This window comes from Dongshaea marina, assembly GCF_003072645.1.
GTDB classification, from domain to species: domain Bacteria; phylum Pseudomonadota; class Gammaproteobacteria; order Enterobacterales; family Aeromonadaceae; genus Dongshaea; species Dongshaea marina.
This window is the reverse complement of sequence record NZ_CP028897.1, coordinates 3,771,553-3,783,653: the sequence shown is the minus strand read 5'-3', so window position 1 is coordinate 3,783,653 and position 12,101 is coordinate 3,771,553. Positions and strand designations below refer to the sequence as shown.

Genomic DNA, 12,101 nt, shown 5'->3' with positions numbered 1-12,101 from the left:
GATGTCAGAAAAAACGGAAAAGCCAACTCAAAAAAAGATTAAGGATGCTCGCAAGAAAGGGCAGGTTGCTAAAAGTAATGAGGTCACAACAGGCGTTCAATTGACCGCTATTTTGCTGTTCTTTTATTTCCAGGGCCATGCCCTGGTGAGCGGAATGCAGGAGATCATCAGCGTAACTCTCTTGGCGATTAACCTTCCCCTGGAACGTGCCTTTGGCAATATTCTGGGGGCCTTCATGCATTTTACCTTGAGGTTTGGCGTTGCACTGGCTCTGTTACTGATATTTATCACACTACTGACGATTATCGCCCAGGTGGGGCCACTATTTGCCCCTGAGTCGATTCAGCCCAAAGGGGAGAAGATAAGTCCCTGAGCAACTTTAAAAATATCTTTTCGATGAAAAGCCTTTTTGAGCTGTTTAAGTCCTGCCTGAAAGTCGGGCTGCTCTCATTGATTTTTGCCTATATCCTCAATAAATACAGCAGCTCACTTCAGTTTCTCCCCCTATGTGGGCTGGCTTGTGGCCTGTCGGTGACGGCGACACTCTGTGGCTGGCTATGGGGAACACTCATCATCTTTTATGTCGTCTTTGGAGCTGCAGATTTCGCGTTTCAGCACCATACCATGATGAAACAGCTCAAGATGTCGAAAGAGGATATTAAGCAGGAGCATAAGGATTCCGAGGGTAATCCTGAGATCAAACAAAAGCGTAAAGAGACCCACAAAGAGATCCAAAGTGGTAGTCTGGCCGCCAATGTTAAAAAGTCATCTGTGATGGTGAGAAATCCGACCCATCTTGCCGTCTGCCTTTACTACCGGGAAGGGGAAACGCCATTGCCAAAAGTTCTGGACAAGGGGCAGGGTGAGATGGCGCTGCACATGGTCAAACTTGCTGAAAAGTTTAACGTCCCTGTGGTAGAGAATATACCTCTGGCTAGGGCATTGATGCGTGATGTTGAAAATGATCACTACATTCCGGAATCACTGTTTGAACCTGTTGCGGAACTTCTGAGGGTGGTAATGGATCTTGAGTATGATGAGGGTGAATAAAATTTACCGACAATCATCCAAATTCTTAGCCATGAGAATGACATCGATATAGTGACCATCCGCTACTTTTTTTGCCTTACTGCGTACTCCCTCCTCAAAGAAGCCAAACTTGTGATAAAGAGTAATCGCGGCTCGATTGCTGGCAAGTACTTCAAGTTCTAGCTTCTCAAAGCCCCTTAGCCGAGCGGCGCCGATAATGGATTCCATCAGTTGCGTTGCAACGCCATGGCCGCGATATTCCTGTATCACAAACATGGCCAGTACCCCAATATGAGACGCACCTTCATGCTGCCTGGAATAGATATCGGCAGAGCCAATCAGTCGCTCCATGCCTAATGCAATAAGGTGTAAAGATTTTTCCTGAACATTCCGCTCACACCACTGCTTAACACATTCATAGCTAGGTGCTTGTGTAATAATATAGAAGCGGTGTTCATGAACTATGCTGCGAAAAGATTCATAAAAAAGATTAATATATCTTGAATCAAACTCAATGATTTCATACATATATTAGCTTAAGTTTTCTCGTTAGATGTGGACTATTACTGTCTCAAAAGAATTTCTTAAAAAGTTATCTTATAAAAAAATGGGGTCAGTCTCTTATAATTTTCTTGAAGCATTTGTTATTTTAGGTCAGACCAGTTGATGATCTATTCTCTGGCTTTTTGAAAGAATTGCAAAGTTATATTGTGTAATCTGAATTTATCATCAAGAAACAGTATAGATAAGAGGTGACTCATGAATTCAGCGACATCCACAGAGAAATCAATGGCAGACTTAGTTCGGCAGCAAACTGCTCTCGACAAGTTGATCAAAGAGTTTGAGTCAATGCGAGGCGAAATTAGCAAGTTGCAAGATAAGGCCCAAACTGATCCTATCGCCTCTGAGAAGCTCATGCAAGTTCAGAAGGTGCTTGAATCGAACATAGGGCCCAATGGTGAGATGATAAAAAGCGCTTTTTCAGAGCTCAAATCACAGTCGCTAAAAGCTCAGCAAGACTTAAAAGTTCCGATTGAGCTAAATGGTACACCTCAGGAACACAAAGAGAAGAAAAAGTGCAAGGTACGAAAATTCATTTGATGACTTTTCATTTCTAATCGTACAAACAACACAAGTAGAGAGAGTTAACTATGGAATCTATAAGTGGTAATAAGCTGGTTAATCAAACCTATGCATCACAAGACTCAGGACTTGGTAGCTTGGACATGAGCTCCATGTCCATTGATAATATTCTTCAGTATGTAGTTTTAACCCTGATGCAAACTCGTGATAATGCTGCAAAATCTATCCAGGGGTTGATGGCTTCTGTGCAATCAAACAATAGTACAGCAAGTGACATTCAAAACAAAGCGTCTGCTGTTCAAGGGCTCATTCCGGGTAAAGATACCGATACAGTAAAAAAATCGGACGTTCAAAAAATCATAAATGATCTTGAAAAAGAAGGCGTTAAGCTTAATGGTCAAGATGCCCAAAAATGGCTAGACGGAAAGGGAGATCCGCTAAAGAAATCAGAATTAGTTGAGTTAAATGGCTATCTTAACCAAGCTGCTTCTGATGCAAACCAGGTTGGGCAAAACCAGCAAACCATGCTTTCTCAGAATGTACAGAACTTAGGTAATATTCAGAAGAATATCTCCGCAGTGCTGAGTAAGCTGATCGATATCCTCAAGGATATTATCGGTATCATCCGCTAGGAACTGTTATGAATCATAAAGACCAAAAGTTGCTTGATGACTTCTTGGCGCGTGGAGGATCGATGAAGATCCTCTGCGAGATGGATGAGTCAGCACTCAACACTATCTATAACTATGCATATCAGATATTTGAAAGTGGGCAGATAAGCGAAGCTCAGCGACTATTTTACTTTCTGTCTAATATGGATCAGTGGAACTTTGATTATTTATTAGCTCTCGGTATCTGTTATCAGCGTTTAGGTGAGCATGAACAGGCTCTTTATTGTTTTAGTCGCTCAGGTCAAAGAGAGATCTCTGATCCACGATCATCTTACTATGCAGGTTTAAGCTATCAGCAGTTGGGTAATGCCGAATATGCAAAAAAAGCTTTTGATGCATCTGTTCGATGGTGCAGCGATAAACCTGAATACCAGGACTTAAAACCAAAAGTTTCAGCTGCCTTGGCGCGTACAATGCTGGAGATTTAAAATGAATCAAAACATAATTGGCAATGATATTTTCAGAACAGGTCTCACCGATTCGATTCTGCATTCAGCTTCTGGGAATGAAAATAAATATAAAGTTTCAGAGTTTAATTTAGAGCCGAGTCGTTGGGTGTCGGATCGTCACTCAAGGATGGATCAGGAGAAACTTGGAATTCACCTGCCTGAACCTAAAAACAGGCAGTATACAACTCGTGAACATACAGATCGGGCACTGAAAACGTTGTTCGGCCAACTTCAAGCTTCGCCTGATAAGGTACCCAAGGGATCCTCGACAAATCAGATCTCATCAATGTCGGTTGACTCCTTATCACTCTATATATCACTACTAGTGACAGATGGATTTAACGCCCGGGCAAAAGATCTTGTTAAAGCGTTGGATGCATTGCATGACAGGCAAAAACTGGAAAGCTCTGCCAAGCTCAAAGATCAAATTGAGGCAATCAATAAGAATGTAGAGCAAGCCCATAAAGCACAAAAAAATAATATATTTACCGCTATTCTCGATTGGGTCATGTCTGCGGTAGAGGTTGTGTTAGGCGCGATTAAGCTTGCAGCAGCCGTTGTGACTTGTAATCCGGTTGGCATTGCGGGTGGAGTCGCTGAGATTGGTGCCGGATTAACCGGTTTTGTAAAAGCTGCCCTGGAAACTGCGGCTCTGTGCCAATCTGATCCTGAAAAAGCCCAAAAACTCAGAGAAGCTGCAAATATTGTTGGCTATGTGCAGATGGGGCTTGGAATTGTCGCTGCAGCCCTTGATATCACCCAGACTGCAAGAGCAACTATGGCTGCAACAAAGGCTGCCAATGCAGCTAAAGTCGCTTCAACTGCTGGCGATATTGGTGAGAAGGTGACCAAGACAGTTGTTGCCCAAGCAGCAGGAAAGATCACTGAGGCTGAGTCAAAGGTAATTCTTGAAAAAATTGGTAAAGAGCTCGCTCAAGAGCTAATTCAAACTGCGACCAAGGATGTTGCCAAGGGAATTACTGAGGAGGCTGCAAAAGAGCTTCTGAAGAAAGCGGCACAACAGGCGGTTGAGCAGGCTGCAAAAGAAGCCTCAAAAGTGTTTGCTAAAGAAGGATTAGAGGCAGCCGCAAAAGCTGCGGCAGAAACCATTGCAACAACTGTCAAGCAAGAGGTTAAAGATGGCATCAAGAGTCTCACTAAAGCGATAGTTACATCAGCGGCTCGTGCCGCGACGGATTTTGTATCAGGCGGAATATCATCCTTTTATAACTTTGCGATGAAGCGTGAAATGGCGGATCTGCAAAAAGAGATTTCAGATCTTCTAGCCGATCAGCAGATGATGGACTCCTTCCTTGAGGTGCTTAATCAGATGATGGATAAGCAGAGATCTCGAGTTAAAGAAACTCTAAAAATGATCTCTGATGGTCAAAATACCACCCAAAGTAACATCGAAAATCTATCAAATGCCAGCGGGATGATGGCGAATATGATGGGTAAAGTGTAAGCAGATAAGGAATATAGTGATGGAAAATGTAACCAATACAAACAGTACAGCTGCAGCAAGTGGCATCAACTCCGATTTAACTCAAGGCGCTGCTAAATCAGGGGATGTTAAAAAATTTATCGATAATATGATTGATGACTTAAAATCTCTGATGGTGCTGGTTAATAAAGCTCTGCAGATCATTAGAGAGTCGATTCAGGAGTGGCGTGATGCTCTGAGTAACTCTCAGGCGAAAGGGATGATGTTGGTTCTAAATCAGGCTGTCGATAATAATAAGATGCAGCATCAAGCCAATGAGAAAGAGAGAGATGCGGCTTATACCGCCTCATGGGGTGATTTTGCCAAAGGAATCGCCTCTATGCTTGGAGGCGGTCTTGGGGTGGGTGCCGAAGTCGGTGGTAGTGTAACCAGCAAGATCGTCAGTGGTGTCTCCAAGGGTATTCTGGATGGTGCAGCGGGAATGACCAAGTTTGGGGTAGACCGTGGCTCTGCAGAGATATCTCGTGATGCTAAAGATAAGAGTGCCGATGTTCAGCTGCAAAATAAAGTGATTGAGACCCTTGAAAAACAGATTGGTCAGACAGGTCAGCGTCTAAATGAGATGCAGGGGCAACTCTCCTCCATTAATGATCAGCTGCGACAGTCCGTTGGGCAATTAAACTATAGCCTGGCGCAACAATAATTAGGCTGAGGGGCATTATGCCCCTCAAGAGGACTTGGTCATGATTACTCAAAACGATCCCCTGACTCGCTATCTAAAAAGCAATGGCTACACTCCACAACCTCACCGTTATTATGGAAGTGACTTTATTAGTGGGATGCAGGTCCAACTCAATGATCTCGATCTGATTTATAGCGTAGAAGACGATACTTTAGTGATTAGTCAAATCACAGCCATGGGGCAATCAGATGGTCTTGCTGGAGCGGTACAGAACCTTTTTAAGCTTATCCATACGATCGAAAAATTAGATCTTGGATTAACAAAAGTCAGAGGCATGGTCCTTGATGACTTAGGAGATTATCAGGAACAGAAAAAACTAAGAAGATTACAGGAGGCATATCTAGCGCAAGGTGCTTATTATGAAGAGGTGAATGGGAAAAAAATAATAATATATCAATTGAAGGATAGTAACACCTCAGGGGTAAATCAAGACACCTATATTACTTGAGAATTAAGGGGTTAGCATGGGTTTTATAAATCCAATAGTGATAAAAGAGCATAGTGTTAGAAACATAAAAGAGATGGTTCATGCATCACTTAAAGAGTTAGGGTGCTCAGAAGATAAATTATCATACTTTGATGGTTTCTCGACTATAAGTATTAATATAGAAAATCTTCCAGCTATCAATATTTCCATTTCAAATGAGAGGCTTTGGATATGGAGTTTATTAAGTGACTTAGATAGCGAGTGTGTAATGAATAATTGTGCGAAAATAGTGTTCCTTTTGCAGGAAAAAATACCCTATGTTGAAACTGGTCAATTAGTCTTAGGTTACGGAGAAAATGGATTTGAGTTAAAGGCACTCGTTGATCCATCATGCTTAGAAAACAAATGTAACCTTATAAGTGTATTAGAAAGTTTTTTTTATTGTCTTGATGGGCTTGTAAGAGATGTGTTGCATCGTTAATTGAGATAATTAGATATCAATATTAATCAAAAATATTTTTTCGGTATGTAGAATATTATGGATAACGTAACATCAAATAAACAATTTCAGGTTCAACAGTCAATCCCCTGTCAGTCTCAAGCTACGACTGTGCAAGAACCTCAAATAGGTGAATCAATTGATAAGGTGAGCAATAGTCATCTGAATCCATCTTCGTCATCTCACCCTATTGAAAAAAAAGGAGTTATATACGCTCCATTTGTAAGTGATGACATAGTTGAACAATGCTTAGGAAAAAATTTGAGTAGATACGCAAGTGGTAAACCACTTCGTCCTGTAATCGTTGGTTCTGATGCGGAAAAGCTATTATTTGAACAGATTAGAAATAATAAGTTGACTGAATATAAAAGAGAATCCACCGAAGGTGCAAGACTGATAAGTCAGGGTACGTCAAATTGTTCGCAATATCAATACAGAGTATTGATCGGGGATCAACTACTAAGCCGTCAAGATCCTAGCTTAGTTGCAATCCACACCACTAATGGAACTTTGGATGTTTTTAAGGAAAAAATAGGAAAAGATTTTTTAGATAAAATGCTAGAAGGTGATAGGAAAAATCAATTATTCTATGATGTGTTATCAAAGATTGAGGTAAAGAGCAACTCAAATAATGCTGAACTATCGAGACTAGATCCTGATTCATCAAAAATATATATTACAGGCCATGGTGCCTCCGGTGTTGATATTCTTGCTGCAGATGAAAAATGTTCTCAAGGAATGGTATCATCGAAGGATGTTGCTAAGCAGTTTAAAAGTGGCGGGCTAAGTGATAGGTTTGTAGATTTTAGGGTGACAGCTTGTCATAGTGCTGAGTCAAGAGATGTTAAAAGTTTTCAGCCAGATGAAATGGATGATGCATCAAAGACAGAGTTCTCTAGCCCGAACTGGCTTTCCCGGACATTTTTGAATAGAAAGCCAGAAGTAATTAGAGAGCCTTTTGCTCAATCACTTAGTAAAGCGCTTGCTAGCGAAGGTTTTTCTGGTGCTCAAGTAACTGGATATCATGGCAAAGGGATGACCTTAAGAGAAGAACATCAAATGAGAGGTATTAATAGCTCAATCTCAGAGGTTAGATCATCATCAGCAAAGAGAGAGTTTAAATCATAATATCTAAATGTAGCATATGTTATACGGATGATTACAAGAATGATAATTACTTGATGATTCATAAACTAGCTAATTTTAAGTAGATATAGAGAGAATACTCTATACATAATGGCAGGATGAATACTTAATAATATTCGAAATGGATATTGATAGGTATTTTGAATTAGCTATTAAGATATTTATTTTTATCCTTATAAGGAACTATATTTAAATGCTCGTGATATGAATTGTTGTTTTATTGCGTTAGCATCTATATAAAAAGTAAACTCATCTGTATTTTTAATTTCTGGAAATACTTAGTTTAATATGCAACTTAGGATGTACCATGCCAATACAGAATAATTTCTCTCAACTACAACAGCTATATGCGCGTGTGTCAAATGAACCTCTGACTGATAAGAAAGATAAATTAAATCTTAAGCAGGAACGGGCTAGTGTACAGGAAGCCTTTATAAAAGCATATTTTGATGGAGATGGCTCAAAAGCTGGAGATCAGAAAATTAAAAATAAGATTAACAGTTTTAAATCCGATTCTAAGTCAATTTTAGATGCTATCGAATCTGGGCAAAGGAAAGTAGATAAAAAAGTTTTATCTGAATTACAGGCCAAAGCTTTAAAGCATATGCCCGGCCCTGAAATGCTTAGAAAGCCTTATGAGAAATCAACGGATGATGTTGTGCATTCCAGGTATTGTAGTCAACCTATTCGAGAGGGATATGGGTTAGTTCATATATCTAATAAAGTTGGCTCCAAGCATGCTGATATGTTTATTGAAACTTCGAGTAAACAGCAAGATGGAAATTGGAATCGCCATAGCTTAATACATTCAACATTCGGCATCGCTTTTCCAACAGGAAATCCCACAGATTTTAATCCGACAACAGAGTTTTTTAAAAATCAGACCAGAACAGCACAGTTAGACGTAAAAGAGTCTATTTTCAATGCAGACACAGGTGATTTCTGTAATGTTCAGGGCTCAGTAACTGAAGCTGTAACTTATGCAGATCGGCAGCTACTCAGTGGTAATGATTTCATTACAATTGAACTTCCTATTGCCGAAATAAGCAAGATGACTGATTATTTAATGGGAGATAAGCATATAAAGGATACTAAAGCTGGACTTCCAATATACCAGATGCTTGAGGGGGAAAGTACTAGAAGTGAATTAGAGGCCTTACGAGATAGCTCGGATATAGAGTTGAATAATATAGAGAAATTAGTAAGCCCGAGTTTAGAAAAATTATCAGAAGGAATTAACAACTGTAAAACTATAAGTGATATTAAAGAATTAAAAAAAGAATTAGATGAGATTAATCTAAAAATTGAAGGGATGAAAGGTAACTCAGAGGTAATTGCACGTCTTGTTAATGCTATTAATAATATAAAAAGACACATTGTATCTTTAACTAAGCCGACGGACTTCCAAAAGCTTATGGATTTATTGAAATCAGAAGTTGATTGTTCAAATAAAGAAATAGAACCAATGAAGTATTATTTTAGAGCTTTAAGGGAGCAAGCAGATAACAAAATTTCTAAAATTGATTTCAAGAATACCATGGATCAATATATACAGCATGCTTCAGAACTAGCATCATACTTTCCATCTTGTATGAAGTCAGACTCTGAATCCGATGGGTTTATCTTTGTTGAAAAGTCAGATATAACAACTGAAAGATTATTTATAGATGGTAAGTCGTGTATTCCTGAAGAAGCATTAAAAAATATGGAGATTAAAGAAAAGGCAGAGAAGCTTGAAAAGATTAGATTAGAGCTTTTTAGATTAAATGTCTCAAAAATGGATGGTTATATAGGGAAAACTGATGACCAAGAACGGTTCACTAAAAAAAGAAGTCGTGTAATTGAACGCAATGCTAATAATGTTAGAGGTGATATTAAGGGTATTTCAACTGAGAGAGTGAATGGTGAGTGGCGCGCGGCTTCGGTAAACTGTGCTGGATTATGCTTGCGTATGCTGCAAAAGTTCTCCGATATAAAAATGCAGGGTGCAAATATGTTTTTGATCGGAGCATCGTCACCACAAAACCTGGCTCAGGGGGCTTCTCCGGTTGGTTTCAAAAGAGTTGTTGACTCTGGAAACCGGGCGTATCAGGAGATGCCAACTGGAGTTTCTGAAAGATCTCGATTTTTTCAAAAAGCATAAGGAATAGTTCATGGATATTAGTATTGAGGCGAATCAAAATATTGATCTGATTAACCGGGTGTTTGGTGAAATGGCCTCACAATCGACCCAAGTTGGCAGCATTTTGGTCAATGAAACACTAATCAGCACTCTTGTAACTGATGATGCATGTTTTTTGGTCTGCTCCATTGATACAATTGATATTAGTGAGAAAGATGTTTTATTACATTGCCTGGATATAAATTCAACACTTGCATTTGAATCCAGAGGATCTATCTGCTTTGACTCAGAATCCAAAACTCTTCACTATGTGAGTAAAATTGATATGGATTCACCCCAAATGCATGGTAATGACTTTGAAAGTAAAGTTAATCTATTCAAAGAAACCCATTCCTGGATCTGTGATGTTATTGCCCTAGGTCAAGTTAAACTATCTATTTAGTCCCTTCTTCTTAGCTGCCAGGCCATTCAAATGGAAGGCAGCTAAAATGGTTTTATGTAAGGGAGATAAAGATATTGAGGGGATCACAGACTTACTTGAGATACCTCTTTTACTATTTGATTTTGCCTTCCTAGCCCCTCTATCTCAAAGCTCACTTCATCTCCAGGTTTAAGGTATTTATCACCCCAGCTTTTAGCATTCCCAGGGCCCGATCCCACGGCGATCATATCTCCCGGATTGAGGGTCATGAACTGACTCAGCAGGCTGATGCACTCGGCCACCCCGAACAGGTAATCTGAAGTGTTTAGAGACTGGCGGACTTCACCATTGACCCTGAGCTCCATCTTAAGGTTACCCGGATTTTCGATCTCATCGGCGGTTACCAGGTATGGACCGATGGGGGCGAAGCCATCGAAACATTTGGCGATGCTGGTTTGCCCGCCAACTTCAACACCACCGTTTTTATACTGCCAGTAGCGATCGGAGAGATCGTTAAAGCAGCAGTAACCAAAGAGGTGCTCCATCGCCTGCTTGTGTGGAATGTTTTTTCCCTCCTTTCCAATCACGATCGCAAGCTCTCCCTCCCAATCCAGCTGTTGGTTCATTTGGGTGTAGGGGATGGGATCAAAGGCGCCACTCAGGGCCGACTGGGGTTTAAAGAAGAAGATGGGTTCATCAATGGTGATCCCCATCTCCTTGTTATGACTCCTTGAGTTGGCGCCCACACAGATAAACTTACCCGGATCCATTGTACTGGGAGCAATACGCAGGCTTTGCCAATCATGGATAGCTGGCAAGGTTGCCAGATCCATTCCCAGGAGCTCAGGTAGCTGGCGTTGCAGATTACAGATGTTGTGATCCCTGATAATGCCGCTCAGATCATAATGGGCCCCATCAGGAGCTACACACCCCATTTTTTCCTGCCCTTTGGGGCCATAGCGAAATAGCTTCATAGTTTTCTCCTTATCGAACACGATTGTATTTTGAACACTCATTCATCCTAAGGGCTGGGCATGCTTAATAAAATGAGCAATAATCGAAATCTCTTTTCTAATTATTAGAAAGCTATGCGATCGATTGAATCCTTGCGCTGCTTTTTAGCCGTGGTTGATGAGGGGAGCTTTTCCGGGGCGGCCCGGCGGCTTAATCTTGCGGTCTCCTCAGTATCTCGTTATGTGCAGCTATTGGAGCAGGAGCTGAAGGCTCCGCTACTAACACGACATACCCGCACTCTGAGTCTCACCGAGACCGGACGACTGGTCTATGAGCAGGGACAGGATATCTGTTCACGCATCGATGGGCTGGGAGAACAGGTGGCAAGGCGTACACAGGAGGTGAGGGGCTGGTTCGGATCACGGCGCCCCTATGGTTTGGCTCCCACCGTATTGCCCCGCGGTTACCCGAGCTCAAACACAAGTGGCCTGAGTTATCCCTGCAGCTCGATTACAATATTGAGGCGGTCGATCCCTACCTCGAGGAATATGATCTCTATGTGCAGATCACTGACCCTAAGGATTCATCCCTGGTTGCACGGCCACTTGAATCGGTCGAGTATTGGCTCTGTGCCAGCAACGGCTATATTGAGAAGTTCGGAACTCCTTTACTGCCAGATGAGCTTTCGTCACATCAGCTTCTCAAGCAGAGTGCTCCTAAGGGGTATAGCGGCTGGCACTTTTTTGATGCGGATGACCAGTGTCAGCACATCGATACCTCCAGGGGTTGGCTCAGTAGTAACACCTCGATCTCACTACAGCAGGCAGCCCTGAACGGTGCTGGTATTGTGATGCTATCCCGTGAGCTGCTCGAAAGGCATGTCCAACTAGGGCAGATGCAGCGTTTATTTCAGGATTACCGCTGCGCTCCCTATCATCAGGGGGCATCTCTTTTTCTGGTGTACGCCAAAGGAAAAACTCAGGAGCCAAGAGTGCGAGTCGTGGTGGAGCAACTGATCAAACATCTGGGTGAGTAAGCGCTGAACTGCCGTCCGTTAGAACTCAGGGCACTCTTTGCGGGGCTCCCGAACAGCCAGTTGTGAGGCTGTTCGGGT

At 41.5% G+C, this 12,101-nt stretch carries 13 protein-coding genes and 2 pseudogenes; 13 read left to right on the top strand and 2 right to left on the bottom strand.

Features of this window, described 5'->3' with window-relative positions:
- Position 1: 1 nt before the first annotated feature.
- A pseudogene (locus DB847_RS25740) lies at positions 2 to 1,050 on the top strand (EscU/YscU/HrcU family type III secretion system export apparatus switch protein).
- A gap of 3 nt (positions 1,051 to 1,053) precedes the next feature.
- Here the strand turns inward: DB847_RS25740 and DB847_RS17690 are convergent.
- The gene (locus DB847_RS17690; RefSeq protein ID WP_108651896.1) at positions 1,054 to 1,557 is read right to left on the bottom strand and encodes a GNAT family N-acetyltransferase; all 504 of its coding nucleotides are present in this window, start codon (positions 1,555 to 1,557) and stop codon (positions 1,054 to 1,056) included.
- A gap of 261 nt (positions 1,558 to 1,818) precedes the next feature.
- On the opposite strand from DB847_RS17690, the gene DB847_RS17685 reads away from it, so the two are divergent.
- From DB847_RS17685 to DB847_RS17640, 10 genes are all read left to right on the top strand, one after another.
- Positions 1,819 to 2,130, top strand: a complete 312-nt coding sequence (locus DB847_RS17685; RefSeq protein ID WP_108651895.1) for a hypothetical protein — start codon at positions 1,819 to 1,821, stop codon at positions 2,128 to 2,130.
- A gap of 50 nt (positions 2,131 to 2,180) precedes the next feature.
- Positions 2,181 to 2,744, top strand: coding sequence for a hypothetical protein (locus DB847_RS17680; protein WP_108651894.1), 564 nt, complete (start codon positions 2,181 to 2,183; stop codon positions 2,742 to 2,744).
- Positions 2,745 to 2,752: 8 nt separating this feature from the next.
- Positions 2,753 to 3,211, top strand: a complete 459-nt coding sequence (locus DB847_RS17675) for a SycD/LcrH family type III secretion system chaperone (protein WP_108651893.1) — start codon at positions 2,753 to 2,755, stop codon at positions 3,209 to 3,211.
- 1 nt (position 3,212) lies between these two features.
- A complete protein-coding gene (gene sctE / locus DB847_RS17670) occupies positions 3,213 to 4,697 on the top strand; it encodes a type III secretion system translocon subunit SctE (protein WP_108651892.1) in 1,485 nt (494 codons plus the stop codon).
- A 19-nt stretch (positions 4,698 to 4,716) separates the two neighbouring features.
- Positions 4,717 to 5,379, top strand: a complete 663-nt coding sequence (locus tag DB847_RS17665; RefSeq protein ID WP_108651891.1) for a hypothetical protein — start codon at positions 4,717 to 4,719, stop codon at positions 5,377 to 5,379.
- A 40-nt stretch (positions 5,380 to 5,419) separates the two neighbouring features.
- Positions 5,420 to 5,866 (top strand): hypothetical protein, encoded by a 447-nt coding sequence (locus tag DB847_RS17660; protein ID WP_108651890.1) that lies wholly within the window; start codon positions 5,420 to 5,422, stop codon positions 5,864 to 5,866.
- 16 nt (positions 5,867 to 5,882) lie between these two features.
- A complete protein-coding gene (locus tag DB847_RS17655; protein WP_108651889.1) occupies positions 5,883 to 6,326 on the top strand; it encodes an InvB/SpaK family type III secretion system chaperone in 444 nt (147 codons plus the stop codon).
- Positions 6,327 to 6,383: 57 nt separating this feature from the next.
- The gene (locus DB847_RS17650; protein ID WP_108651888.1) at positions 6,384 to 7,472 is read left to right on the top strand and encodes a hypothetical protein; all 1,089 of its coding nucleotides are present in this window, start codon (positions 6,384 to 6,386) and stop codon (positions 7,470 to 7,472) included.
- A 325-nt stretch (positions 7,473 to 7,797) separates the two neighbouring features.
- The gene (locus tag DB847_RS17645) at positions 7,798 to 9,633 is read left to right on the top strand and encodes a hypothetical protein (protein ID WP_108651887.1); all 1,836 of its coding nucleotides are present in this window, start codon (positions 7,798 to 7,800) and stop codon (positions 9,631 to 9,633) included.
- A gap of 10 nt (positions 9,634 to 9,643) precedes the next feature.
- Entirely contained in the window at positions 9,644 to 10,054 is a 411-nt protein-coding gene (locus DB847_RS17640; RefSeq protein ID WP_108651886.1) for a hypothetical protein, read from the top strand.
- Positions 10,055 to 10,137: 83 nt separating this feature from the next.
- On the opposite strand, the gene DB847_RS17635 is transcribed toward DB847_RS17640, so the two are convergent.
- Positions 10,138 to 11,007 (bottom strand): fumarylacetoacetate hydrolase family protein, encoded by an 870-nt coding sequence (locus DB847_RS17635; RefSeq protein ID WP_159084716.1) that lies wholly within the window; start codon positions 11,005 to 11,007, stop codon positions 10,138 to 10,140.
- Positions 11,008 to 11,121: 114 nt separating this feature from the next.
- On the opposite strand from DB847_RS17635, the pseudogene DB847_RS26730 reads away from it, so the two are divergent.
- Both DB847_RS26730 and DB847_RS25735 read left to right on the top strand, forming a co-directional pair.
- A pseudogene (locus DB847_RS26730) lies at positions 11,122 to 11,250 on the top strand (helix-turn-helix domain-containing protein); the annotation flags it as partial.
- Positions 11,251 to 11,336: 86 nt separating this feature from the next.
- Entirely contained in the window at positions 11,337 to 12,023 is a 687-nt protein-coding gene (locus DB847_RS25735; RefSeq protein WP_108651884.1) for a substrate binding domain-containing protein, read from the top strand.
- Positions 12,024 to 12,101 lie beyond the last annotated feature (78 nt).

Coding starts and splice junctions, on each gene's coding strand:
- DB847_RS17675 (WP_108651893.1), top strand. CDS start 2,753: ATGAATCATAAAGACCAAAAGTTGCTTGATGACTTCTTGGCGCGTGGA.
- DB847_RS17685 (WP_108651895.1), top strand. CDS start 1,819: ATGGCAGACTTAGTTCGGCAGCAAACTGCTCTCGACAAGTTGATCAAA.
- DB847_RS17655 (WP_108651889.1), top strand. CDS start 5,883: ATGGGTTTTATAAATCCAATAGTGATAAAAGAGCATAGTGTTAGAAAC.
- DB847_RS17645 (WP_108651887.1), top strand. CDS start 7,798: ATGCCAATACAGAATAATTTCTCTCAACTACAACAGCTATATGCGCGT.
- DB847_RS17650 (WP_108651888.1), top strand. CDS start 6,384: ATGGATAACGTAACATCAAATAAACAATTTCAGGTTCAACAGTCAATC.
- DB847_RS17690 (WP_108651896.1), bottom strand. CDS start 1,557: ATGTATGAAATCATTGAGTTTGATTCAAGATATATTAATCTTTTTTAT.
- DB847_RS17640 (WP_108651886.1), top strand. CDS start 9,644: ATGGATATTAGTATTGAGGCGAATCAAAATATTGATCTGATTAACCGG.
- DB847_RS17680 (WP_108651894.1), top strand. CDS start 2,181: ATGGAATCTATAAGTGGTAATAAGCTGGTTAATCAAACCTATGCATCA.
- DB847_RS17635 (WP_159084716.1), bottom strand. CDS start 11,007: ATGAAGCTATTTCGCTATGGCCCCAAAGGGCAGGAAAAAATGGGGTGT.
- sctE (WP_108651892.1), top strand. CDS start 3,213: ATGAATCAAAACATAATTGGCAATGATATTTTCAGAACAGGTCTCACC.
- DB847_RS17660 (WP_108651890.1), top strand. CDS start 5,420: ATGATTACTCAAAACGATCCCCTGACTCGCTATCTAAAAAGCAATGGC.
- DB847_RS17665 (WP_108651891.1), top strand. CDS start 4,717: ATGGAAAATGTAACCAATACAAACAGTACAGCTGCAGCAAGTGGCATC.